Origin of the sequence: Cellulosimicrobium sp. NPDC055967 (genome assembly GCF_042269845.1) — a bacterium.
Classification (GTDB): domain Bacteria; phylum Actinomycetota; class Actinomycetes; order Actinomycetales; family Cellulomonadaceae; genus Cellulosimicrobium.
The window spans coordinates 74,138-96,837 of the sequence record NZ_JBHJYJ010000015.1; the positions used below are offsets into that span (position 1 = coordinate 74,138).

Annotated in this window: 22 protein-coding genes; 5 read left to right on the forward strand and 17 right to left on the reverse strand. The window is 77.1% G+C overall.

All coding sequences use genetic code 11. The features are described 5' to 3' along the window. Window positions 1-57: 57 nt before the first annotated feature. Window positions 58-576, reverse strand: coding sequence for a VanZ family protein (locus ACFC2L_RS16910; RefSeq protein WP_375825489.1), 519 nt, complete (start codon window positions 574-576; stop codon window positions 58-60). Between the two features lie 100 nt (window positions 577-676). Here ACFC2L_RS16910 and ACFC2L_RS16915 point away from each other — a divergent pair, with 100 nt between their 5' ends. The 3 genes from ACFC2L_RS16915 to ACFC2L_RS16925 all read left to right on the forward strand — a co-directional run bounded on the left by ACFC2L_RS16915 (window position 677) and on the right by ACFC2L_RS16925 (window position 2,884). Next, window positions 677-1,546, forward strand: coding sequence for an MBL fold metallo-hydrolase (locus tag ACFC2L_RS16915; RefSeq protein ID WP_375825491.1), 870 nt, complete (start codon window positions 677-679; stop codon window positions 1,544-1,546). A 146-nt stretch (window positions 1,547-1,692) separates the two neighbouring features. Then, complete coding sequence (locus ACFC2L_RS16920) at window positions 1,693-2,460, forward strand: methyltransferase domain-containing protein (RefSeq protein ID WP_375825492.1); 768 nt, start codon at window positions 1,693-1,695, stop codon at window positions 2,458-2,460. Between the two features lie 43 nt (window positions 2,461-2,503). Continuing rightward, window positions 2,504-2,884: a VOC family protein gene (locus ACFC2L_RS16925; protein WP_375825493.1), complete on the forward strand. Its 381-nt coding sequence runs from the start codon at window positions 2,504-2,506 to the stop codon at window positions 2,882-2,884. 12 nt (window positions 2,885-2,896) lie between these two features. Here the strand turns inward: ACFC2L_RS16925 and ACFC2L_RS16930 are convergent, their stop codons facing one another. Further along, on the reverse strand, window positions 2,897-3,562 hold the full coding sequence (locus ACFC2L_RS16930) for a LysE/ArgO family amino acid transporter (RefSeq protein WP_375825494.1): 666 nt from the start codon (window positions 3,560-3,562) through the stop codon (window positions 2,897-2,899). A gap of 52 nt (window positions 3,563-3,614) precedes the next feature. Here ACFC2L_RS16930 and ACFC2L_RS16935 point away from each other — a divergent pair, with 52 nt between their 5' ends. After that, window positions 3,615-4,574 (forward strand): ArgP/LysG family DNA-binding transcriptional regulator, encoded by a 960-nt coding sequence (locus ACFC2L_RS16935; RefSeq protein WP_375825495.1) that lies wholly within the window; start codon window positions 3,615-3,617, stop codon window positions 4,572-4,574. A 22-nt stretch (window positions 4,575-4,596) separates the two neighbouring features. On the opposite strand, the gene ACFC2L_RS16940 is transcribed toward ACFC2L_RS16935, so the two are convergent. Continuing rightward, a complete protein-coding gene (locus tag ACFC2L_RS16940; RefSeq protein WP_375825496.1) occupies window positions 4,597-5,616 on the reverse strand; it encodes an NAD(P)H-dependent flavin oxidoreductase in 1,020 nt (339 codons plus the stop codon). Between the two features lie 162 nt (window positions 5,617-5,778). Between ACFC2L_RS16940 and ACFC2L_RS16945 the strand changes: the two genes are divergently transcribed. Beyond that, window positions 5,779-6,579, forward strand: coding sequence for a thioesterase family protein (locus tag ACFC2L_RS16945; RefSeq protein ID WP_375825497.1), 801 nt, complete (start codon window positions 5,779-5,781; stop codon window positions 6,577-6,579). On the opposite strand, the gene ACFC2L_RS16950 is transcribed toward ACFC2L_RS16945, so the two are convergent. The 14 genes from ACFC2L_RS16950 to ACFC2L_RS17015 form a co-directional block, all read right to left on the reverse strand. After that, window positions 6,566-7,903 (reverse strand): condensation domain-containing protein, encoded by a 1,338-nt coding sequence (locus ACFC2L_RS16950; protein ID WP_375825498.1) that lies wholly within the window; start codon window positions 7,901-7,903, stop codon window positions 6,566-6,568. The genes ACFC2L_RS16945 and ACFC2L_RS16950 overlap by 14 nt on opposite strands. Continuing rightward, complete coding sequence (locus ACFC2L_RS16955) at window positions 7,900-8,667, reverse strand: 4'-phosphopantetheinyl transferase family protein (RefSeq protein ID WP_375825499.1); 768 nt, start codon at window positions 8,665-8,667, stop codon at window positions 7,900-7,902. Before ACFC2L_RS16955 ends, ACFC2L_RS16950 begins: the two co-directional genes overlap by 4 nt. Next, a complete protein-coding gene (locus ACFC2L_RS16960; RefSeq protein ID WP_375825500.1) occupies window positions 8,664-9,434 on the reverse strand; it encodes an HAD-IA family hydrolase in 771 nt (256 codons plus the stop codon). Before ACFC2L_RS16960 ends, ACFC2L_RS16955 begins: the two co-directional genes overlap by 4 nt. Continuing rightward, window positions 9,431-11,638, reverse strand: a complete 2,208-nt coding sequence (locus tag ACFC2L_RS16965; RefSeq protein WP_375825501.1) for a hypothetical protein — start codon at window positions 11,636-11,638, stop codon at window positions 9,431-9,433. The genes ACFC2L_RS16960 and ACFC2L_RS16965 overlap by 4 nt, the downstream gene beginning before the upstream one ends. Beyond that, complete coding sequence (locus tag ACFC2L_RS16970; protein ID WP_375825503.1) at window positions 11,635-13,476, reverse strand: MATE family efflux transporter; 1,842 nt, start codon at window positions 13,474-13,476, stop codon at window positions 11,635-11,637. The genes ACFC2L_RS16965 and ACFC2L_RS16970 overlap by 4 nt, the downstream gene beginning before the upstream one ends. Before the next feature lie 58 nt (window positions 13,477-13,534). Next, on the reverse strand, window positions 13,535-14,692 hold the full coding sequence (locus ACFC2L_RS16975; protein ID WP_375825504.1) for an acyl-CoA dehydrogenase family protein: 1,158 nt from the start codon (window positions 14,690-14,692) through the stop codon (window positions 13,535-13,537). Further along, complete coding sequence (locus tag ACFC2L_RS16980; protein WP_375825505.1) at window positions 14,689-15,507, reverse strand: acyl-CoA dehydrogenase family protein; 819 nt, start codon at window positions 15,505-15,507, stop codon at window positions 14,689-14,691. The genes ACFC2L_RS16975 and ACFC2L_RS16980 overlap by 4 nt, the downstream gene beginning before the upstream one ends. Further along, window positions 15,504-16,451 carry a hypothetical protein gene (locus ACFC2L_RS16985; RefSeq protein ID WP_375825506.1) on the reverse strand — a complete coding sequence of 316 codons (948 nt, stop codon included), beginning with the start codon at window positions 16,449-16,451 and terminating at the stop codon, window positions 15,504-15,506. Before ACFC2L_RS16985 ends, ACFC2L_RS16980 begins: the two co-directional genes overlap by 4 nt. Window position 16,452: 1 nt before the next feature. Then, a complete protein-coding gene (locus tag ACFC2L_RS16990) occupies window positions 16,453-16,743 on the reverse strand; it encodes an acyl carrier protein (protein WP_047233438.1) in 291 nt (96 codons plus the stop codon). Window positions 16,744-16,814: 71 nt separating this feature from the next. Beyond that, entirely contained in the window at window positions 16,815-18,131 is a 1,317-nt protein-coding gene (locus ACFC2L_RS16995) for a type III PLP-dependent enzyme (RefSeq protein ID WP_375825508.1), read from the reverse strand. Continuing rightward, window positions 18,128-19,603, reverse strand: a complete 1,476-nt coding sequence (locus tag ACFC2L_RS17000; protein ID WP_375825509.1) for a hypothetical protein — start codon at window positions 19,601-19,603, stop codon at window positions 18,128-18,130. Before ACFC2L_RS17000 ends, ACFC2L_RS16995 begins: the two co-directional genes overlap by 4 nt. Continuing rightward, window positions 19,600-20,577: a 3-oxoacyl-[acyl-carrier-protein] synthase III C-terminal domain-containing protein gene (locus ACFC2L_RS17005; RefSeq protein WP_375825510.1), complete on the reverse strand. Its 978-nt coding sequence runs from the start codon at window positions 20,575-20,577 to the stop codon at window positions 19,600-19,602. The genes ACFC2L_RS17000 and ACFC2L_RS17005 overlap by 4 nt, the downstream gene beginning before the upstream one ends. Then, window positions 20,574-20,840, reverse strand: coding sequence for an acyl carrier protein (locus ACFC2L_RS17010; RefSeq protein WP_375825511.1), 267 nt, complete (start codon window positions 20,838-20,840; stop codon window positions 20,574-20,576). Before ACFC2L_RS17010 ends, ACFC2L_RS17005 begins: the two co-directional genes overlap by 4 nt. Beyond that, window positions 20,837-22,663: a fatty acyl-AMP ligase gene (locus ACFC2L_RS17015; protein WP_375825512.1), complete on the reverse strand. Its 1,827-nt coding sequence runs from the start codon at window positions 22,661-22,663 to the stop codon at window positions 20,837-20,839. The genes ACFC2L_RS17010 and ACFC2L_RS17015 overlap by 4 nt, the downstream gene beginning before the upstream one ends. Window positions 22,664-22,700 lie beyond the last annotated feature (37 nt).

Here is a 22,700-nt window from a genome sequence, read left to right on the forward strand (position 1 = left end):
GAAGCGTTCCCACGGTCGTGTCGGAGCCCGGTCCGTCGTCGATCCCGGGGTCGCTCCTCAGGACCGGCGCGCGGTGGGGACCGAACCCGGGTTCGTCGCGCGCTCCCGGCGGGCCGCGAGCCGGAGCGCGACCACGGCGAGGACCGCGCCGAGCAGCGCCCCGATCGAGTTGGAGAGCCAGTCGTTCGTGTCGCACGACCGCCCGAGCGCCGGGACCAGCGCCTGGACCACCTCGACGAGCGCGGAGGCGACGACGCCGCCGAGGAGCGCGACCAGCGGCCGGCCGAGCGCGACCGCGGCGAGCAGCACCGGCGGCACGAACAGCACCACGTTCGCGAGGAGCTCGACCCGACCCGGGGTCGGCAGCGCCCAGCTCACGGTGCACACCGCGAAGAGCTCGCGGTCGACCGGCACGAGGGTCAGCAGGAGCACCGGGAGCAGGGAGACGCCGAACAGCACCCACGCCAGCGGCCGGCGGCCCGTCAGCCACGCGCCCACGAGCGGTCCGACGACGACGAGGACGAGGAGGGCGAGCGGCGACAGCCAGGGGTGCGCGACGAGGACGGTGGCGATCATGGGCGGCCAGTATCGCAGGTGCCGGGTGCCCGGGTGCCTCCGTGCCTGGGTGCTGAGTGACGGGTGACGCGTGTCGGTGGGACGCGGTAGACCTGTGCCCATGACGACGACGCCGTCCCCCGAGCCCCTCGCGACCGACGCTCCCGCCTCCCACGAGGAGTGGTGGATCTGCCGCACGTGCGCGGTCGAGCACGCCGAACGACCCGACGTGTGCGCCATCTGCGCCGACGAGCGCCAGTGGGTCCCCGCGACCGGGCAGGCGTGGACCACGCTCGCCGAGCTCGCCGCGGCCGGCGAGCGCCTCGTGCTGGAGGAGCTCGAGCCCGACCTGTTCGGCCTGTCGAGCGAGCCGAACGTCGGCATCGGGCAGCAGGCCAAGATCGTGCGCACCCCCGCCGGCAACCTGCTCTGGGACCCGCCCGGCTACGTGGACGACGACGCGGTCGCCCGGGTGCGCGCGCTCGGCCCGGTCGTCGCGATCGCCGCGAGCCACCCCCACATGTTCGGCGTCCAGGTCGCGTGGAGCCGCGCCCTCGGTGACGTCCCCGTGCTCGTCGCCGAGGCGGACGCGCACTGGGTCGCGCGCCCCGACCCGGTCATCGAGACCTGGACCGGCGAGCGCGAGGTGCTGCCCGGCGTCGTCCTGTCGCAGCCGGGGGGCCACTTCCCCGGGAGCGCCGTCGTGCACTGGGCGGCCGGCGCCGAGGGCCGGGGCGTGCTCCTGTCCGGGGACACGATCTTCGCCAACCCCGACCGCACGTCGGTCAGCTTCATGCGGTCCTACCCCAACCGCATCCCGCTGTCCGCCGCCGTCGTGCTGCGCGTCGCCGAGCACGTCGCGCGACGCCCGTTCGAGCGGCTGTACAACAACTTCGAGGGCGTCGTCCCCGCCCACGCGCGAGAGGTCGTGCTCCGCTCCGCGCAGCGCCACGCCGCCTGGGTCCGCGGCGACTTCGACCACCTCACGTGACCGGTCGCCGCCCGCGGGTCCGTCGACAGGGTCATGGTTCCGTGACGTTCGATCCTTGCGCGACGGTTCGGCCCCTTCACCGTCTCCGTCCCGGATCCTGCCGTTCCATCCAGCCGGCCCCGCCGACGAGGGCCGAGAATCGCCGGATGGCGGACATCTTCGAGGCCACCCGGCCGGACGACTACCTGATGCGCCTGGCGGCGTCCGACCTCGGGCGCGGCTACAAGGCGATGGTGACCGCGGAGCTCGCCCTGGCGGACGGCCACACCGTCGTCGACCTCGGGTGCGGCCCCGGTGCCGACCTCCTGGCCTTCAGCGCGGCGGTCGGCGCCGACGGGCTGGTCGTGGGGATCGACCGCGACCTCGAGGCCGTCGAGGCGGCACGAGAGCTCGTGGCGGGGGCCCGCAACGTCACGGTGCGGACGGGCGACGCCCACGAGCTCGACCTCGACACCGGGAGCGCCGACCGTGCCCACACGGATCGCGTGCTCCAGCACGTCGCGGACCCCGACCGCGCCGTCGACGAGATCGCTCGCGTGCTCCGCCCGGGCGGGCGCGCCGTGCTGGCGGAGCCCGAGTGGGGGACCCTCGCGATCGACGGGCCGGACCGCGCGACGACGCACGCGTACCAGGCGTACGTGGTCGAGGAGGTGGTGCGCAACGCGTGGACGGGCCGACGGCTCCCCGCGCTCGCCCAGCGCTCGGGTCTGTCCGTCCGCCGGATCGTCCCGGTCACGGCCGTCTTCCAGGACGTCGGCGAGGCCGACGCCGTCCTGGGCCTCGGGCGCGTCGCCCGGCGTGCACGGGACGCCGGGCACCTCGACCCGGACGCGTACGAGCGCTGGGTCGCGCACCTCACGACCGCGCCGTTCTTCGCCTCGGTGACCCTGTTCGTCGTGGTCGCCGTGCGCTGACCGAGGGCGCGTCCCTGTGGGTGGCCCGCGCGACGATGACCGCATGAGCACCCATGCGCACGGCATCCACCACTCGATTGACTACGTCGAGCTCCCCGTGACCGACCTCGCGGCGGCGCAGGCGTTCTACGGCGCGGCCTTCGGCTGGGAGTTCGTCTCCTACGGCCCCGGGTACGCGGGGATCCGCACGGCCGCGGAGTCGGGTGCGGACGAGGCGGGCGGGCTGCGCCTGGCGGAGGCGGCCGACGTCTCGCGGGGCGGGCCGCTCGTGCTGCTGTTCTCCGCGGACCTCGACGCGACGCTCGCCGCCGTGCAGGGGGCGGGCGGCCAGGTGGTCGCGGGCCCGTACGAGTTCCCCGGCGGCCGGCGGTTCCACTTCCTCGACCCGAGCGGCAACGAGCTCGGGGTCTGGGCGACGTCCTGAGGTCGCGCCGCCTCAGCCGCCGAGCAGGAGCGACACCCCGATCGTCGCCATGACGACGGCGATCGCGCCGTCGAGCACGCGCCACGCGCCGGGCCGGGCGAACACGGGTGCGAGCAGGCGTGCGCCGAAGCCGAGCGCGGTGAACCAGGCGATGCTCGCGACCATCGCGCCTGCCCCGAAGAGCCAGCGGGCGGCGTCGGGGTCGCCCGCTCCTCCGGCGTGCGTGGCGGCGTAGCCCGCCGCGAGCGACCCGAGGAGCAGGACGGTGTCGAGGTACACGTGCGGGTTGAGCCACGTGAGGGCGAGCGACGTCCCGACGGCGGAGCGGGCGCTCGTCGCACCCGCGCCCGATGCCGGATCGAGACCGCCGGGACGCAGGGCGCGCCGGGCGGCGAGCGCCGCGAGCGTGAGCAGGAACGCGGCGCCGCCCCAGCGCACCACGGTGAGCAGCGCGGGCGCGCCCGTCACGAGCGCGCCGAGCCCGGCCGTCCCGGCGGCGATGAGGACGAGGTCGGAGAGCGCGCAGACGAGCACGACGGGCAGGACGTGCTCGCGGCGCAGGCCCTGGCGCAGCACGAACGCGTTCTGCGCCCCGATCGCGACGATGAGGGACAGCCCGGCGGCGAGACCGGCGGCGAGGGGCGAGAGAGCGGCGAGCACGTCCTCGACGGTAGGCACGCGGCTCCATGAAGTACAGCGAAAGATTCTGCACTTCCCTAAGATCTGCTTCATGGTGGACCTTCAGCCCGACCAGCTCCGCACGCTCGCCGCGATCTCCGTCGCCGGGACGTTCGAGGCAGCCGCCCAGCGGCTCGGGGTGACCCCGTCCGCCGTGAGCCAGCGCGTGCGCGCGCTCGAGTCGGCGGTGGGCCAGGTGCTCGTGCGGCGCGGGAAGCCCGCCGAGCTCACGCCGCCGGGCCAGGTGCTCGTCCGGCACGCGCGCCACCTCGCGCTGCAGCAGGCGGACGTGCTCGCGGAGCTGGGGATCGGGACCGCGACGCGTCCGAGCGACCCCGCGGCCGACGGCGGTGTGCCCCTGCCCGAGGTCACGCTCGTCGTCTCCGGCGACGCCCTGACCACCTGGGCGCTGCCCGCGCTCGTCGAGGCGTCGGGGTGGGCCCGGCTCGAGGTGCTGCGCGAGGACGAGGAGCACTCCATCGGCCTGCTGCGCGACGGCACTGCGGTCGCGGCGGTGACCTCGGTCGCCGAGGCCGTCCCGGGCTGCCGATCGACCCTGCTCGGCCAGATGCGCTACCGCCCCATGGCGAGCCCCGCGTTCGCCGCGCGCTGGTTCCCCGAGGGCCCGACCGCCGTCGCGCTCTCCCGCGCGCCCGTCCTCGCGTTCGACCGCAAGGACGACCTCCAGGAGCGCTACCTGCGGCTGCGCGCCCAGGAGGCGGTGGGGACAGCGGCGGGGGGTATGGCGGGGACGGTGATCGACCCGCCCCGCCACCACGTCCCCGCGTCGAACGAGTTCCGCCGCGCGATCGAGCTCGGCATGGGCTGGGGCATGCTCCCCGACCTCCAGAGCGCCCGGGCGGAGCGCGAGGGACGCCTCGTCGGCTTCGACGACGCCCGGGCGATGCACGTGCCGCAGCACTGGCAGCAGTGGCGCCTGCACTCCACGTCTCTCGACCGCCTGGCGACCGCCGTCGCCTGGGCAGCCCGCGCCGCCCTCGGCGACTCCTGACGTCCGGCCGCTGCCCGTCCGCTCAGACGCCCGCGAGCGCCCGCACGACGTCGCCCGCGGACCCGTCCGCCGCGTGCCGGTAGCCGGTCCCCGCCCAGAGGTGCAGGCGGTCGGCGTCGCCCGCCGCGGCAGCGGCCTGCCGCAGCCCGCGGGTCAGGTGGTGCACCGCGGGGTAGGCGACGGGTGCGCTCCCCCGGTGGCGCTCGACGAAGCCGTTGCGCAGCGCCCGGGCGGGCCGGCCGGTGAACGCCCGGGTCAGGACCGTCTCGGTGAAGGCGGGGTCGGCGAGGGCGCGACGGTAGGTGGGCGACGTGCCCGCCTCGCCGGTCCGCAGCAGCAGCGTGCCCACGGCCACGGCCTGCGCCCCGGCGTCGAGGAGCCCGCGCACCGCCCCGGGTCCGTCGACGCCACCGGCGGCCACGACCGGCAGGTCCACCTCGCGCAGCACCCGCCGGACGAGCTCGGCCGTCGCGACGGGCTCCGGGTCCCGGCCGGGGTCGTGGACGGCGCTGTGGCCGCCCGCGTCGGAGCCCTGGACCACGAGCCCGTCGACTCCGACGTCGCGCGCGAGCCTCGCCTCGGAGGGCGTGGTGACGCTGGCGAGCACCCGGGTCCCGACGGCGCGGAGGGCGGCGACCGTGTCCCGGTCGGGCAGCCCGAACGTCAGGGACACCACCGGCACCGGCCGCGCGAGCAGGAGCGCGAGCTTCTCCTCCCAGCGGTCGTCGTCGGCGACGGGCGTCGGGTCGAGCACGACCCCGAGCGCGTCCGCCTCCGGCGCGAGCTCGGCGGCGTAAGCGGCGAGTGCGTCCGGGTCGACGACGTCGCGCGACGGCACGAACAGGTTGACCCCGAAGGCGTGCCCCGTGGCGCGGAGCGGCTCGACCTGGGCCGCCAGCGCCTCGGGCGTCGTGTAGCCACCGGCGAGGAACGGGAACCCTCCGGCGGACGCGACGGCGGCCGACAGCGCCACCGTCGTCGGGCCGCCGGCCATCGGCGCGGCGACGATCGGGAGCGGGGAGTCGAGGATCGGCGCGCTCATGGTCGGATCCTCTCAGGTCGACGGAACGGCTCGACCTCGCCCCCGTGGTCGCCCCTCGGACGTGTCGGTGCCGTCGACGGGCACCGACCGCCGTCGCACCGGGGCACACTCGTGGGGTCACCCGCTCGCAGAGCCGAGCGACCACCCCCACCGAGGAGCACGATGGCGTACTTCTTCCGCACCGGCCCGACGACGTTCCGCGCGACCCCGCACGTCGGCGGGGCGTGGCGCACCGACGAGCAGCACGTCGCGCCCGCGCTCGGGCTGCTCGCGCACGTCGTCGAGACCGACCGCGTCGCCCGGGGGCGCGACGACCTCGCGGTGTCGCGCCTCGCCTACGACATCTGGGGCGTGTTCCCGATCGGCGACGTGGAGACGCAGGTCAGCGTGGTGCGCCCGGGGCGGGGCGTGGAGCTCGTCGAGGCGACGCTCTGGTGCGCGGGGCGCTGCGCCGTCTCGCTCCGGGCGTGGCTCGTGCGGACGGGCGACACCGCCGACCTCGCCGGTGGGGCACCGTACCCGGTGCCCGGCCCGGACGATACGGCGCCGTGGGACCCCGCGACCGTCTGGCCCGGCGGCTTCATCGACTCCGTCGAGGTCCGCCGCACCGCCGTCGAGCCGGGACGCGCGACGGTCTGGGTGCGCACCGACGTGCCGCTCGTCGCCGACGAGGAGGTGGGCCCGCTCGCGCGCACCGCGGGTCTGCTCGACGCCGCCAACGGCATGGCCGTGCGCGCGGACCCGCGGCAGGTCGCCTTCCCCAACGTCGACCTCACGGCCCACCTCTTCCGCGCGCCGCTGGGCGGCTGGGTCGGCCTGGACACCTCGGTCGTCTTCGGCCCCGCGGGCTCCGGCGTCACGCACAGCACGCTCCACGACGAGGCCGGACCGTTCGGGACGCTCGCGCAGGCCCTCGTCGTCCGCGCGCTCGCCGCGCCGGAGGGTGCCCCTACCGGCGCGTGACCGTCCCGCCGTGGCTCCCCGCGCGCGACGCGTCGAGGACGCAACGCTCGACCTCCCGGACGACCCGCTCGGCGGTCGCGTCGTCCAGGCGCGCCGTGTCGGCGGTGAGGACCACGTCGATGCCGCCGTCCGGGGCGTCGACGAGGTGCAGCGTGAGCGAGACGCCGCCCTGCTCGTCGGACGCGTCGGCGCGCGCGAGCCGCCGCGACCGCGTGGGGCGGGCGCGCAGCGTCCGGTCGGGCCCGGTGCCGCGGCGGTCGTTGTACCAGCAGGTGCCGTCGTGGGCGGTCGACGGGTCGGCGGCGGCCTCCTCCTGGAGCCGGTCCTTGTCGTAGTACGCCGACCGGTACGCCGTCATCGCCGCGCGCCAGACCCGCGTGCCCACCTCGTCGAACGGCGCGTCGAGACCGTCGACGTGCACCAGGCCCTCCATCGCCGTCGTGACGACGGCCTCGGCGAGCTCCCGGCGGAAACGATTGCTCACCATGACCTGCAGCGCGAGGTCGTCCCGGCCCGCGGCGGCGGCGAGCGCCCGGCACGACGCCGCGAGCAGGACGCCGGACGCGCTCGTGCGCCAGCGCGCCGCCACCCGCTCGGCCGCAGGCCCCAGGCGACGCGACCGCAGGACCGTCTGCCGGTACCGCGGACCGCCGTCGAGCGCCCCGGCGGGACGCGGCGCGAAGACCTGCGCCGGGGCCGCGCGCATGGTGCGCAGGGTGCGTGCGCGCGCCGCGGCGTCGTGCCGCCGCCCCTCGTCCGAGGCCTGCCAGGCCGCCTCGTCGAGCGGCGTCCACGCTCCGACGTCCGGCAGCGTGGCACCCGCGGCGAGGGCCGTGAGGTCGCCGTCGAGCACGGGCAGCCCCCAGCCGTCGAGCGCGGTGTGCGCGACGACGAGCACGGTGTGGTGCACCGCGCCGTCCACCGTCACGAGCCCGGCCCGCACGGGCAGCTCGGCCGGGTAGTCGAACGCACGACCCCAGAGCTCGTCGCGCAGGCGCGCGCCGTGCGCGGCGACGTCCGCCACGTCGGTCACACGCTCCTCGACGACCTCGACCGTCCCCGCCCCGCACAGCTCCTGGCGGAAGCCGCCGCCGTGCGGGTGGACGCGCGTCCGCAGCGAGTCGTGCCGCTCGACGAGCGCGCGCACGACGGCGGTCGCGGCCTCGGTCGGCACGGGCTCGTCGAGCGGCCCGCCCCACACGAGGTTGAACTGGTGGTCCAGCGGCTCCAAGGCGGCGAGCGCCCGTCGGATCGCGGTCTGGCCCCACGTCGCGGGCCCCTCGCCCGCGCGACCGCTCACCTCGACACGGTGCACGACCCTCACCACGCACCTCCTGCGCCCGTACGCACCGGGGGCGACGGGTGCTCCGCGCCCCAGACCCGGGTGCGCAGCGCGTGCGGCCGCGGCCCCGGCGTCGCGCACGCCGCGACGGCGCCCGCGGGTGCCGCCACGTCGCTCACCCACCACTCCTGCCCGCGCCAGGGGCCGCCGTCGGCCCGCACCAGCCCGGACGCCCGGACGTCGAGCCCGAGCACGTCGAGCAGCCGTCCGCCGACCGCCTTGGCGCACGCCTCCAGCCGTGCGAGGCGCCGCCACGGGTCGGCGTCCGCGTCCGACCGTGCGTCCTCGGGGGCGAGGAACCGCGCGGCGAGGCGGTGGACGTCGACGCGCGGGTCGCGCACCTGCACGTCGACGCCCACGTCCGTCTCGGCGAGCGCCACGAGCGCGTGGTCGCCGCTGCGGCTGAGGTTCCACCGCTGCCCGACGACGGGGCCCGGCTTCCCGTGCGGCCCCATCTCCCAGCGCACGTCGGCGGGCGGCAGCCCCGTACGCGCGGCGAGGATCTCGCGCGCGGCGACGTGGGCGCGCACGTACCGCGCGGCGTCGGCGGGCGAGGCGAGGCGCCGGGCACGGGCACGCTCCGCCGCGTCCAGCACCTCGGCGCCGAGCACGACGTCGCCCGCCGTCGAGCACGACCTGGCTGTCGGAATCGAGCCCAGAACGACACTGATGTCGTGCTCGGCGGGGGGCGGGGTCGTGGTGACGAACCACAGCTCGACCTCGGGCTCCGGATCGACCGCGCTCACGCGACGAACTCCGGCAGGCCGTCGTCGTCTTCCAGCAGCTCGTCGAGCGGCCCCTCGGCCGCGCCCCCGAACGTGCCCGCGCCGCGCGTCGTCACGACGACCTCCACCCGGCGGTCGACCGCGCGGGCGACGACCGGGCGCAGGTCCGGGACGCCGTGGTGCGCGCCGGGGACGTCGTCCGGGCCGACGGCGAGCACGGTCGCCGTCGCGCCCCGGCCCGCGGCGACCCCGGCCGCGGAGTCCTCCAGGACGAGGCACCGCCGCGGGTCGACGCCGAGCAGCCGCGCCCCCGCGAGGAACCCCTCCGGGTCGGGCTTGCCGCGCGTCACGTCCTCCGCGCACACGAACCGCGCCGGCACCGGCAGCCCGGCGGCCGTCAGCCGCGCGAGCGCGACCTCGCGCGCCGCCGACGTCACGACCGTCCAGGCCCGCGGGTCCAGGCCGTCGAGCAGCTCCGCCGCGCCGGGCACCGCGACGACGCCCTCGGTGTCGTCGCACGAGATGCGGTGCAGCCACTCGACCTCGCGCGCGACGTCGGCGTCCGGCGCCACGAGGCGGACCACCTCGACGTCGCGACGGCCGTGCGACGCCGTGACCACCGCGTCGCCGTCGAGCCCGAGCCGGGCCGCCCACGCGAGCGTGTGCCGCTCGATCGCGGCCGAGGAGTCGACGAGCGTCCCGTCGAGGTCGAGCAGCAGGGCCGCCCCACGCCACGCCCACGCGCCGGCCGACGCGCGCGCCGACGCACCGGTCGGGATCGCGTTCACAGCAGCTCCACCGCGCGCGCGAGCCGCGCCTCCGCGTGGAGGTCGGCGTACCGCTGCGCGAGCCCTGGCACGTGCAGCAGCCCCAGCGCGGCCGGGCTCGGCCGCCCCGGCGCGTCACCGTCCGCGCGCGCCACGACCGGCAGCACGTGCGCCGCGTCGGCGCCGGCGAGCGCCACCAGGACCTCCGCCGCCGTGAGGTGCGCCGCATCGGCATCGGTGAGCGTCACCAGCGCCTCCGCCGCGGTGACGTGCGCGGCGGCGGACGGGTGCGCCGTCGTGCGGTGCGGCTCGCCCGCCGTCGCGCCCGGCGGTGCGGGGACCGCCCTGCGCGCCGCCCACAGCCCGCGCGAGACGTAGCGGCCGCCGGGATCGACGCCGAGCAGCCCGCGCGGCTCGACGTGCTCGCACGCGAGGATCTCGACGACGGCCCGGCCGCGCGGGCCGTCCGCGCCGTCGGGCGCCTCGCGTGCGTCAGGCGCGTCAGACGCCTCGGGTGTCAGGGGTGGCACGGGACGGTCGGACGGGCCGGAGGGCGTCCCGCCCCCGCCCGCGGCGTCGTCGGCCCCGCCGACGCGGTCCTCGCCGGTCCCGGCGACACGGTCCTCGCCGGTCCCGGCGACACGGTGCTCGGCGCTCCCGGCGACACGGTGCTCGGCGGCGCCGTCGAGGTCGACCTGCGCGGTGAGGCGCCGCACCGCGTCCTCGGCGCGCGCGCCGCACGCCGCGCAGTCGTGCACGACGACGCGCACGGGCACCGCGGGTCCCGCCGCCCGGCACACGACCTCGGCGTCGCGCTCCCCGAGAAGCCGAGCGGCGGCAAGCACGGCCCGGTCGACCGCCGCGCCGTCGCGCGCCCCCGCCCCGACGACGGGTGGCGAACCCGGGGTTGTGGGCGACCCCGGCTCCGAACCCGCCCGTAACCCCGGGTTCGACGGGGTACCGGTCGACGTCTTGCCGGCGAGCAGCGCGTCGAGGCCGAACGCTACGAGCTCTTCGACCAGGTTGTCCGGGCGGTCGGCGGGGAGGAGGCCGGAGAGCACCCACGTCCGGACGGCGGCGGCCCGGTGCGCCGGCGCGTCGGGGCCGGCGGGCGGGGGCCAGTCGCTGTGCGCGACGTCGTGGCCCAGCAACCAGCACGCGGCGCCGAGCTCGAGCAGCGCGTCCCGCGAGACCTGGCCGAGCTCCGGGGAGGCGCCCGCGACGAGCACCGACACGTCGTGCGCGACGGCCGCCGGGTCGACGCCGAGCCACCACGACCACGCGTCCCAGCCCCAGCCGAACGGGTGCTCGAGCGGTTCGCCCGCGCCCGGACGGAGCACGCGCAGCGTGCAGCGCGACCGTTCGAGCGTGACCGCGACGGGCCGCCCGGTGGTCGGCGAACGGGCCGGCTCGCGGTCGAGGCCGGGCCGGTCCCAGGCGTCCGGGTCGACGGCGTCGCCCGCCGGGACCGTCGCGTGCCGGGCCCCGTGCGCGTCGTTGCCCGCGAGGCTCGGGCCGTCACCGTGCTCCAGCAGGTGCGGCAGGGTCGCGACGACGGGGTAGCCCTCGCGCGCGCAGAACGTCACGACGGCCTCGTCGTCGTCCCGCTCGTCGTCGGGCAGGGTCGCGAGGTGCGCGGCGAGGCGCAGCGCGCCCTCCGCGGGGAGGACGAGGCCGAGCGTGGGCACCCACTCGTCGTGCCCGAGCGGCGCCCACGCCTGCCCGGCGACGGCCGCGGCGCGCACGAGGTAGGCGTTGCGCGGGCTGTTCCAGTTCGAGTAGAGCGCGACGGCGTGCCGGTCCCGCGCGCGCACGGCCCGCAGCACGAGCTCGGCGAACCCGGGGACCGGGGTGACGTCGTCCTGCAGCACGAGGTGGTGCGTCGCGCCCGGGGCCACGGCGGCCCACGCGCGCTTCGCGGTGCGCAGCGGGCTGGGCGGACCGTCGGGCTCGGGGTCCTCGACGACCCGCACGTCGAGCGGCGCGCACGCCGCGACCAGGTCGGAGACGTCGCCCCGCGCCGGGTGGTGCATGACGACGACGCTGAGCACGGGCTCGGGGGCGACCGAGCTCGGACCGGTCGCCGTCCGCGGGAGCGCGCCCATTCCCGGCACGGCACGGACCGACGCGTCGCGGACCGACGCGTCGCGGACCGGGACGTCGCGGACCAGTGCGGTACGGGCCGGGGCGTCCTGGGCAGGCGGCGTCGTCCCTCGCGCGGTCACGGCGCGACCTCCACGGCCGTCCCGGCGGTCTCGGCCGTCCCGGCGGTCTCGGCCGAACCGGCCGTCCCGGCCGTCTGAGCCGTCTCGGCCGCCTCGGCCGCCTCGGGCGCCTCGGCCGCCTCGGCCGCCTCGGCCGGAGCTTCGACGGCCCGCCGCCGGACGAGGCGCACCGCGACGGGGAGCATGACGACGAGGCCGACGACGTTCGTCACCGCGATCGTCGCGTACAGCGCGGCCGGTCCCCCGCCCGCGCGCGCGAAGATCCCGCCGACGCCGAGCGAGACGGCGTGGTAGAGCACGTTGAGCGTCACGGCGACGCGCCCGTACCCGAGCTGCTCCAGCAGGGTCAGGAGGTACAGCACGAGCCCCACGCCCGCGTACGACGGGCCGACCACCCGCAGGTAGAGCGCCGCCTGCGCGGCGACGTCCGGGTCGGCCGCGAGCTGACCCGCGACGAGCGGCGCGGTCAGCAGGACGAGCGCCCCCACCACGACGTACACGCCCGCGACGACGACCGTGCCCGCGCGCAGAGTGCGCGGCAGCAGCCCCAGCTCGCCCGCACCCCACTGCTGGTTCATGACGATGCTCACCGCCGCGGCGAGCCCGATCGCGGGCACGATCACGAGCGTCTGGACCGTCGCGGCGCCGCCGAACCCCGCGACGACGTCGGTGCCCGACGGCCCGAGGACCCACACCATGACGAGGTTCGTCACCGTGAGGAGCAGGTAGGACAGGCCGACCGGCAGGCCGACGCCGAGGAGCAGCCCGCGCACGTCGACCCGTTCGACGCCCACGCCCTCGGCGGGCGCGTCCGACGTCGACGGTTCCGCGACGTCCGGGGCGGCCGGGGGGACGGACGTCGCAGCACCCGGCCGTCCGGGCCGTGCCGTGGCCGGGGTCGGAGCCGTCGTCGTCGCGGACGATGGCGGCAGGGGCGGAGGCGGGGGCGGAGGCGGGGCCGGCGTCGTCCACGAGCCGGCGGGCAGCGCCCGGAGCACCCGTCGCCACCACGCCGCCAGCCGCTGCGGTGCCGGGTGGTGGCGCAGGGCGAGCGCGCGACGCAGCCCGGGGACGTGACCCGGCCGCGGGAGGAGCCGGGCGCGCACGAGGAGCGCCCAGGCGACGCCCGCGCCGACGAGCGTGGAGCCCGTGATCGCGACCGGGACCGCGAGCACGCCGAACCCGCCCACGAGTCCGACGAGCCACACGACGAGCACCTGGAGCCCCGCGACGAGCAGCGCCACGGTCGCCGACGCCCCGGTGCGCGCCCACCCGCGCAGCGCGGCGGCCGCGACCGCCGTCGGGACCGACAGCACGCTCGCGACCACGGTCCAGCGCGCGAACGCGACGAACTCGGCGACGAGCGGCGCAGGCACGGACAGCACGGCGGCGAGCACCGGCGCGGCCAGGACCACGAGCAGGGCGACCCCGCCGAGCACCGCCGCGCCCGCCGCCACGAACCGCCCCAGGAGCGCCGTGGTGGCCGACCTCGGGACGACGGCCGCGCCACCGTCCTCGCCCGCGCCGGCCCCGCCGCCGTCCTCGGCGTCGTTCCCCGTGCCGGGGCCCCCGGCCCGGCCCCGGGACCCGTGCAGGCGCGCGAAGCCGACCTGGGTCGAGACGTCGAGGCCCTCCTGGACGGCGAGGACGAGGAACGTCACGGGGATGAAGAGCGACCGGACGTAGAGCGCGTCGTCGCCCATGTGCCCGAGCAGCGCCGCGATGACGAGCTGTGCGAGCGCCCCGACGACGAGCGCCGCGCAGATCGGGGCGGCGAGGCGCACGACGCGACGCCGCAGGGCCCCGACCGTCGGGCCCACGACAGGAGGCGGCGGCACGGGCGGCGGCGCCTCCGGTCGCGGCGAGGCGGTCGCGACCGGGGTCGCGCCCGCCTCCCTAGACGAGCTCGGCATGCCGTGCCCTGCCCTGCAGCCAGCCCTGCGCGAGGGTGAGCCGCTGCACGGTCCGCGTGCCCTCCATCATCTCCAGGCCGGGCACGTCGCGGACCAGCTTGTCGAGGTACGGGTGCTCCCACCGCGCGCCCGGGCCGAGGAGCGGCGGCACCGCGTGCGTGACCTCCTCGGCGAGGTCGAGCGCGGTGGCCTTGGCCGCCGCCGGCAGCGTCCCGTCCGCGGGGTCCGCGTCGGCGGCGCGTGCGGCCTGGAGCACGAGCGCGCGCGCGGCGTGGAGCCGGTCGTCGAACGTCTCCAGGCGCCAGCGCTCGTCGGCGGTGAACGACGACCGCTCGGCGCGCACGTAGTCGAGCGCGGCCTGCGTGACACCCACGGCGAGCGACGCGACGACCGGGCGCAGCCGGTTGAAGGTGCGCACGGCCCCGAGGAGCCCGCGGCGCGACGGCGACAGGTGCCGCCCGAGCGTGTCCTGCTCCAGCAGAGCCACGTCGTGCAGCCGCACCTCGCCGAGCTGCACGGCGCGCATCCCGGTGGTCACGAGCGGCGCGGCGTCGAAGCCGGGCCGGTCGGTGTCGACCAGGTAGACGCCGACGCCCAGCGGGCCCGGGCGGTGCCGGGCGAACACGACGCCGAGGCTCGCGCGCGCGACGTTGCCCACGTACTTCTTGTGGCCGCGCAGCACGGGAGCGCCCTCAGCCTGGGCGACCGCGGTCTCCAGCGCCGCCGCGTCCGAGCCACGGTCGGGCTCCGTGAGGCCGAAGAACGTCCACGTGCCCGGCTGCGCCACGCGACGGTAGAAGCGGTCGCGCTGCTCCTCGTCGGCGAGGTCGTCCACGACGACCCCGGACATGGACGGCCCCGGTGCCCCGACGACGACGGACGCGTCGCCCCGGGCGAGCGTCTCGGCGACGACGACGCGCTCCACGCACGTGCGCACGTGCACCGGCACGCCCCGCACGCGCAGCGGGTCGTCGAGATAGCCGGGCGGGAACCCGCCGAGCTGCCGGTACGGCAGGGCGCCGGAGTCCAGGAGCACCTGGAGCGCGGCGGGGTCGGCGTCGATCGCGAGGGCGTGCTCGCGGAGCGCGGCGCCGACGGGCCGCAGGTGGTCGCGCAGCGCGACGAGGTCCACGGTGCTCATGCGTCCTGCCCCTCCCGGCCGTGGGGTGTCTCGGCGACGCGGCCCGGCAGCGTCCCGCTCGCGTGGCCGAGCAGGTCGATCGTGCGCGCGAGCCGCGCGGCGTCGCCGTCGACGTACCCCGACGCGCCGAACAGGTTGTGGACGGCACGCGACGAGCGGTCGAGGACCGCGGTGACGCGCGCGAGCGACGTCCCGGAGACCGCGGGCCCGCGGTCGGGCGACCCGGCGGCGGCGTCCCGCGCCGCGACCCCGCCCAGGAGCGCCTGCGCCTCGAGGTGCGCGAGCGCGGCGTCCGCGAGGACGAGGCGGACGGGCGGCAGGTTCACCGTCGCCGTGCCGCCGACCGTGCGGCCCCGCAGCCGCTCCACGGCCCGGTCCGTCAGGCGCTCGCACAGCCCGGTCCGGACCCACGCGACCCCGACCCGCCAGGCGGCGTCGGCCGCGGCGGACGCGGCGCCCTCGTCGGCGGCGGGTGCGGCGGGCCTGGTCGCCTCGGCGGCGGGCGCGGCCGATCCGGGTGCCACGGTGGCGTGGGGCGCCCGCCACACGAGCAGCGTGCCGACGTCCGACGCCACCTCGCCGACCCGCGCCCACCCGCCCGGGGGCGGGACGTCGTCGGGCAGCAGGACGCACTCGCCCGGCAGCGCCGCGACGGGCAGCAGGTCCCCGAGCGCGGTGAGCGCCGCGACCGCGCCGAGCTCGCGCGCGACGGCCCGCAGGTCGGCCGGGACGGCCACGCGCATCGCTGCGCCGCCCTCCTCTGGCAGCGCCTCGACCGCCGCGACGGGGGCAGGGGCGACGACGTCCGTGCTCATGCGAGCACCGCCTCTCGTGACAGGTCGTCGGCCTCCGGGGAGGCCGCGGCGACGGAGCGCGGGCCGAGGACGAGCGAGCAGCGGTAGCCCAGCTCGAGGCACCGCTCGTGCAGGACGACCGGCGCGTCCGGGACGTCGTCGCACGCGGCGAGGACCTCCCAGACGCCCGTCGCCGCCGCGCCCGGGTCGGCGTGCAGCACGACGCCGCCGTCGACGTCCGGCACCTCGCCCGGGTCGACGTCGATGCCGAGGACGACGCGCCGGGCGTCGGGCGACGGCTCACGCCCCGGCGCCTGGGCGACGTCGTGCACCGCGGCAGCCGGACGGGGGCCGCGCGCCGCACGCGCGACCGACAGCGCCTGGACCGGCCGGCCCGCGCCGCCGTGCCCGACGACGAGCGCGACGACGCGGTCGCGCGCGGGGACGCGCGTCGCGGTCGGGGGCAGCGTGCACTGCTCCAGGACGAGGACGAGGGCATCTCCCCCGAGCCCGACCCCCTGCGGACCGCCGTGCGCGAGCTCCTCGTGCGCGAGCCGCAGCGCCGTGAACGGGCCCGCGAGGCCCTGCTCGGTCACGCAGAACGTGTACGGCCGGTCGTCGAACAGGTCGGCGACGAACCCGCCGAGCAGGCGTTCGTGCTGCAGGTCCGGGGTGGTGACGACGAGGACGACGAGGCGCACGTCGTCGAGCAGGCCCCGGTCGCCCAGCGCGGCGCGCGCCGCGCGGATCATCGTCGGGTAGTCGCGGCCCGGCCCGGCCTCGAGCCAGTCCGTCGGCTGGTCCTCGCCGTACACGTACCGCAGGTCCTCGGCGACCGACCGCCGCGTGCCGTCCCCGACGGGGACGAGGTCGTCGACCGGGACGTCCACGGCGCCCCGCACGCGCAGGACGGCGCCGCCGGGCTCCGCCCAGGACGCTGACCCGCTCCCGCCCCCGAGCGTCACGTCAGTTCCGCGTCGAGTGCTCGACGACGAAGTCCGTCAGCGAGCCCACGCTCTCGAGGTGGTGCTGCTCGAGCGACTCCGGGTCGACCTCCATGTCGAGCGAGTCCTCGAGGGCCATGAGCAGGCCGAGGACGCTCGTCGAGTCGAGGTCGAGGTCGTCGAACAGGCGGGTCGCGTCCGTGACGTCGGGCAGCGGGCGCCCGAGGACGCTCGACAGCGCCTCGACGACCGCGCCGACGACGCGCTCGCGGCCGAGGGCCTCCTGGGACTCGGTGTTCGTGCTGGTGCTCACGATGTTCCTCCGGGTGGTGGGTCAGGCGCCCGCGGGAGCGGGTGGCGGGTGACGGCCGGACGGCCGGCGGGTCAGGGGGCGGCGACGGCCTCGGCCGGGGCGACGCGCGCGCCGAGGTCGTGGAAGACCTGGCGGGCCAGGAGGTCGTCGGGCGTGTCCGCCTGCCGGACGAGGAACGCGTCGTCGCCCAGCGTCAGCACCTCCGCGGGATACCCGTGGCTGAGGAAGTGCACGGGCGACGCGGTCGCGCCGTACGCGCCCGAGCGGTCGACGGCGACGAGGTCGCCCGCCGCGAGGTCCGCGGGGAGCGGGACGGCCTTGCCGATCGTGTCGTTGGGCGTGCACAGCGGGCCGGTGACGTTCCACGGCACGTCCTCGGCTCCCGACACAGGGCCGATCTTGCGCATCGGGAAGTTGCGCTTGACGAACGAGCCGATGCCGACCGCCGCCATGTGGTGGTTCGTCCCACCGTCGGCGACGGCGAACCGCTCGCCCATCGACTCCTTGACGTAGCGCACGCGCGCCACGTACGTGCCGCACAGCGCCACGAGGTACCGGCCGAGCTCCATGACGAGGTCGGTCGCGGGGTGGCGCTGCACGAACGCCTCGATCACCGGGTTGAGCGCCGCGGTGAGGACGTCGACGTCGAGGTCGCGCTCGCGCTCGAAGTACGCCACGCCGAGCCCGCCGCCGACGTCGACCAGCTCGAGCGGGAACCCGAGCCGGTCCGCGAGCCGCTCGGCGAGCTCGAAGATGCGCGTCGTGTTCTCGACGATCGTGCCCTCGTCGAGGATGCGCGTGCCCATGTACACCTGGACCCCGACGACGCGGGCCGTCGTGAGCCCGGCGCACAGGTCCGGCGCGTCGAGGAGCTGCTGCTCGTCGATGCCGAACTGGCGCGGCTTGCCGCCCATCGTGAGCCCGGAGCCCTTGACGGAGAACGACGGGTTGACGCGCAGCACCACGCGCGCGGCGCGCCCCGTCGCGCGCGCGAGCTCGTCCACCAGCGCGAGCTCCGGCAGCGACTCGACGATGATCGCCCGCACGCCCGAGTTGAGGCACGCGACGAGCTCGTCCCGGCTCTTGCCCGGCCCGAGGAACAGGATGTCCTGCGGGGCGACCCCCGCCGCGAGCGCCGTCCGCAGCTCGGTGAGCGACGACACCTCGGCGTTCGCCCCGAGCGAGTGCAGCAGCCCGCAGATGCTGACGTTGGGGTTCGCCTTGAGCGAGTAGAAGATCCCCAGCGCGGGGTGCAGCCGCTCGCGCAGCGCGCGGTAGTTCGCGGCGAGCACGTCGCCGTCGTACACGTACACGGGCGTGCCGAACTCCTCCGCGACCGCGGTGAGGTCCGCGTTCCCGGGCGTCGGCCGGCTCGGCGTCGCGGTCATCGGGGGTCTCCTTCGGTCGGGTCCGCGGTGGGTCCTGCGGTGGTGCGCCCGGCCAGCCGCTCCGTCACGGCGCGGTCGAGGCGGGTCAGCGCGTCCTCGTCGGGCGCGACGAGGAGGCCGTGGAGCCGGCCGGCGAACGTGCCGCCCGGGGTCGGGGACGACGCGCCGGCGTTGACGGTGCCGGTCCCCTGGACGACGAGGCCCGCCTGCCCGGGCGCGCCGGGGAGCAGGTCGCCGAGGACGTCGTGGAGCGCCGCGAACGGCAGCGGCGCGTCGAGCACGAGCGGGTACTGCCGCGCGAGCGCGACCCAGCCCTCCGGCTGGAACCGCTCCTGCAGGGGGACGGTGTACGTGGACATGTTGCTGCGCGCGTTGATCTCCAGGACCGGCAGCAGCGAGCCGTCCGTGCGCACGAGCGCGTCGACCCCGACGAGGCCGTGGAAGCCGTCGGACGCGAGGCGCGCGCCGAGCCGGCCCGAGAGCTCGGCCAGCGCGTCGACCTGCGCCGCAGGCAGGCGCGACGGGATGCGGTGGCCCTTGTGGACCCCGCCCTCCGTGATCGCCTCCTTGACGAAGTCGAACGCGACCGAGCCGTCCTGCGCGACGGTGAAGTGGTAGTTGAGGTCGGTCGCCTTGTCGGCCCAGACCTCCACGACGACGGCGAGGCGGTCGTCGCCCGAGCGCGCGGCCCGGCGCGTGACCATGCGCACGAGCTGGTCGAGGCGGCGGGGGTCGTCGACGACGAGGATCCCCTTGCCGGAGACGCCGTACGCGTCCTTGACGCCCACGGTCGCGCCGTCCGCGACGAGCCGGGCCGCCTCGGCGCACGCGCGCTCGAAGTCCTCGACGGTGCGGCACGCCCAGCCGCGCGCCTGCTCGATCCCGAGCTCGTCGCACAGCCCACGGCTGTAGACCTTGCTGTTGACGGCCTTGGTCGTCGCGGCGTCGACGAGCACCGAGCGCAGACCGGTCGCGGCCGCGAGGTCCTCCTCCGCCGCCGACGTCCCGTGCGCGAGGAGACGGACGCCGTCCCCCGCGAGGTCGCGCAGGCGCGCGAGCAGCGCGGGCGAGTCGAGCGCGTCGAGCGTGACGGTGCGCAGGGGGTCGCTCGACTCGGCGACGTGCACGGTCGGGAGCCCGACGCCGAGCGCGTCCAGGTGGGCGAGGTGGTCCGGGTCGGGCTCGGCCTTGAGCACGACGTGGTCACCGGGGCCGGCGAGCAGCAGCGCGAGCTCGTCCATGCGGTTGACGAGCGCGGCCGTCGCCGACGCGCCCCCGACCGAGGGCAGGCCGACCTCCCCGACCGCCCACGCGTCCTCGACCTCGAAGTTCCCGAGCAGCACCAGCGGCGCGTCGGGGGCGCCCGCGAGCGCGCGCTTGGTGCGCGCGAGGAACGGCTCACGACCGGTCGCCGTCAGGGCCGGCGGGGCAGCGTCCGGGGTGGCGGCCTCCGCCACCTGCTCGACCGTCATGCGGGCTCCTCCGTCTCGTGGGGCGCGTAGCGCAGGACCATGGCGGAGAACGTGGCACCCAGCCCGACCGCCACCATGAGGAACGGGTCGCCGGGGCGCAGCCGGCCCTCGGCGCGCGCGGCGGCGTAGCCGATGAACGAGTCGGCGCCGAAGCAGTGGCCCGTCACGGGCACGTCGTCGAGCCGGACGCGCGCGATCGGCAGCCCGAGGCGCGAGCACAGGCGCCGCCACGACACGCGGTTCACGTTGTGCGGCAGGACGAGCGCGAGGTCGTCCAGCGTCAGGCCCGCACGCTCGACGGCCTCGACCACGACCTCCGCGAGCACCTCGGTGTACGCGACGCCGAACGGCGCGGCCAGGTCCTCCGGGAGCGGGACCTGGTGGTACTCGCCCAGGGTGCGCGTCGCGTAGGACAGCACGGGGCTGCCCTCCCGCGCCGAGACCCCGCCGGTCGCGTCCGCCGCGACGAGGACTGCCGCCGTGCCCTCGCCCATGATCGTCGTGCCCTCGATGAGGCGGGACCCGGGGCTGAACGCCTTCTCCCCGGTGAGGACGAGCGCGAGCGCGTCGGGGTCTCCGTCGGCCGCGAGCAGGCGGCCCGCGACGTCGACCGCGAGCAGCGCGGACGCGCACGCGTGCTGGGTGAGGGTCCACACGACCGCGTGGTCCAGCCCGAGGCGGTCCGCGGCGTCGTGCAGGGGGTTCACCCCGACCGGAGCGACCGTCGCGATGGTCCGCGCGCCCAGCACGTACCGCACGCGGTCCTCGTTGCCCGCGAGGCCGGGCACGGCGCGCGCCGCGGCGACGAGCAGGTCGGTGAGGCTCTCGTCCGGCGCCGTGCACACCTCGCGCAGCCCGAAGAACCGCTCGAACACGCCCAGCTCGAGGTGGTCGAGGCCCAGCTCGTCCGCGAGGTCGCGGATGGGCACGCGCGTCGCGGGAACGTGCGCGCCGACGTCGACGAGGGTCGTCATGCCGCGGTCCCGGGGACGTCCACGACGCTGCGCAGGTGCTCGGCGAGCGCCCGCGGCGTCGGGTTGTCGACGACCGCCTCCGGGTCCAGGTCGACGCCCAGCGCGTCCTCCAGGTCACCCAGCAGGGCGAGAACCTGGACCGAGCCGAGGCCGAGCCCGGCGAGGTCGCCCGCCGGGTCGACGTCCGCGGGCGCGACCCCCAGGGCGCTGGCGACGTGCCGGAGCACGAGGTCGTCGAGAGAGTCGGGCAGCGGTGCGGTCATGAGCGGGTCCCTGCGAGCTCGGTGCGCGCGCGGTCGCGGGACGCGCGCAGGGAGTGGAGCGCGGCGAGGTCGCCCGCGCCGTGCAGGTCGCGCGCCCGACCGCGCTGGATCTTGCCGCTCGTGGTCCGCGGCACCTGGCCGGGACGCACGAGGACGACGTCGTGCACCGCGGCGCCCGAGACCGAGGCCAGGTGGGAGGCCATCTGGCGCACGACGGCGTCGAGCTCGTCCTCGGCGCTCGCGCCGTCGAGACGAGCCCCCGGCGTGGGCCGGAACTCCTGGACCGCGCACAGCGTGCCCGGCAGGCCCTCCGCCTCGAACACCGCGCCCGGGCGGCCCTCGGCCCCGGGGTGCAGACGGCGCAGCTCGCGCTCGAGGTCGTAGGGGTACAGGTTGCGCCCCGCGACGATGAGGAGCTCCTTGATCCGGCCCGTGACGACCAGCTGGCCGCCGTGCAGCGCGCCGAGGTCCCCGGTCCGCAGCCACGGGCCGGTGCCGTCGGCCGCGACGGCGCCGAACGTCTCGGCCGTCGCGCCCGCCGCCGCGTCGCCCCAGTACCCGGCCGCGACCGTGCCGCCGCGCAGCCAGACCTCCCCGACCGCGCCGTCCGGCACCTCGACGCCCTGGTCGTCCACGAGGCGCAGCTCCACGCCGCTCGGCAGGCCGCAGCACACGAGCCGCGCGCCCGGGACGCTGCCCCGGCCCTGCGCCGCGGCGTCCGGGAGGGCGGAGAGGAACGACGCCTCCTCGAGCACGACCAGCCGGCCGTCGGCGAGCGCCGCCTCGTCGGCGGTGATGACGAGCGGGAGCCGGCGGTCCGGGTACGTCGCCGTCAGCGTCGCCTCCGCGAGGCCGTACCCCGGGCCGTGCGCCGAGCCGCGGAAGCCCACGGGCTCGAACCGGCGCGTGAAGGCGTCCAGGACGGCGGGGTCCACCGGCTCGGCCCCGCCGAGCGCCCAGCGCAGGCGGGTGAGGTCGAGCTCGGCGAGCTGGTCGTCGCGCACGCGCCGCGCGCACTGGTCGTAGCCGAAGTTCGGTGACGCCGTGACGGTCGCCCCGGTCTCGGTGATCGCGGAGAGCCAGCGGACGGGACGCTTGAGGAACGACGTGGAGGGGACGATGACCGCCGTCGCGCCCAGGCCCAGGGGGACGAGCAGCATCCCGACGAGCCCGAAGTCGTGGTACCCCGGCAGCCAGCTGCAGAAGACGTCCTCCGGGACGAGGCCGAGGGTCGTCGTGAACGCCTCGTGGTGGTGCAGGACGTTCGCGTGCGTGACGACGACGCCCTTGGGGCTGCTCGTGGACCCGGAGGTGTACTGCAGGAACGCGACGTCCTGCGGGCCGGGGCGCCCGCGCCGGGCCGGTCCGTCCGTGGCGCCGTCGACCACGGTCACGACGACGGGGCCGCCGTCGGCGCGCCGCAGCGGCTCGGCCCACTCGGTGGTCTCGCTCGCGGCGGTCGGGTCGACGAGCACGACGGCGGCGTCGCAGTCGACGAGCATGCCGCGCACGCGCTCGCGCTGGTAGGCCTGCCCGCCCGGGAGCGGGGACGGGACGGGGATCAGGCCCGCGTAGAAGCAGGCCACGATCCCGACGACGAACGACGCGGTCGCCGAGTAGAGCACGAGGGCGCGGTCGCCCTGCTCGTACCGGTCCGCGAGGTCGGCCGCGAGCGCGGCGGCCTGCGCGTCGAGCTCGGCGTAGGTCAGGGTGCGCCGCTCGCCCGCCTCCGGCACGACGACGACCGCCGCGTGGTCCGGTCGCTCGCGTGCATGCTCGTGGACGAGGTCCACGAGGGTCAGGTCGTCCGGCTGCGCGCCCATGTGGCCCCCTCCGTCACCGGCGCCGGGACCGTCCCGG

Coding starts and splice junctions, on each gene's coding strand:
- ACFC2L_RS16910 (WP_375825489.1), bottom strand. CDS start 576: ATGATCGCCACCGTCCTCGTCGCGCACCCCTGGCTGTCGCCGCTCGCC.
- ACFC2L_RS16915 (WP_375825491.1), top strand. CDS start 677: ATGACGACGACGCCGTCCCCCGAGCCCCTCGCGACCGACGCTCCCGCC.
- ACFC2L_RS16920 (WP_375825492.1), top strand. CDS start 1,693: ATGGCGGACATCTTCGAGGCCACCCGGCCGGACGACTACCTGATGCGC.
- ACFC2L_RS16925 (WP_375825493.1), top strand. CDS start 2,504: ATGAGCACCCATGCGCACGGCATCCACCACTCGATTGACTACGTCGAG.
- ACFC2L_RS16935 (WP_375825495.1), top strand. CDS start 3,615: ATGGTGGACCTTCAGCCCGACCAGCTCCGCACGCTCGCCGCGATCTCC.
- ACFC2L_RS16940 (WP_375825496.1), bottom strand. CDS start 5,616: ATGAGCGCGCCGATCCTCGACTCCCCGCTCCCGATCGTCGCCGCGCCG.
- ACFC2L_RS16945 (WP_375825497.1), top strand. CDS start 5,779: ATGGCGTACTTCTTCCGCACCGGCCCGACGACGTTCCGCGCGACCCCG.
- ACFC2L_RS16975 (WP_375825504.1), bottom strand. CDS start 14,692: ATGAGCACCGTGGACCTCGTCGCGCTGCGCGACCACCTGCGGCCCGTC.
- ACFC2L_RS16980 (WP_375825505.1), bottom strand. CDS start 15,507: ATGAGCACGGACGTCGTCGCCCCTGCCCCCGTCGCGGCGGTCGAGGCG.
- ACFC2L_RS16995 (WP_375825508.1), bottom strand. CDS start 18,131: ATGACCGCGACGCCGAGCCGGCCGACGCCCGGGAACGCGGACCTCACC.
- ACFC2L_RS17000 (WP_375825509.1), bottom strand. CDS start 19,603: ATGACGGTCGAGCAGGTGGCGGAGGCCGCCACCCCGGACGCTGCCCCG.
- ACFC2L_RS17005 (WP_375825510.1), bottom strand. CDS start 20,577: ATGACGACCCTCGTCGACGTCGGCGCGCACGTTCCCGCGACGCGCGTG.
- ACFC2L_RS17010 (WP_375825511.1), bottom strand. CDS start 20,840: ATGACCGCACCGCTGCCCGACTCTCTCGACGACCTCGTGCTCCGGCAC.
- ACFC2L_RS17015 (WP_375825512.1), bottom strand. CDS start 22,663: ATGGGCGCGCAGCCGGACGACCTGACCCTCGTGGACCTCGTCCACGAG.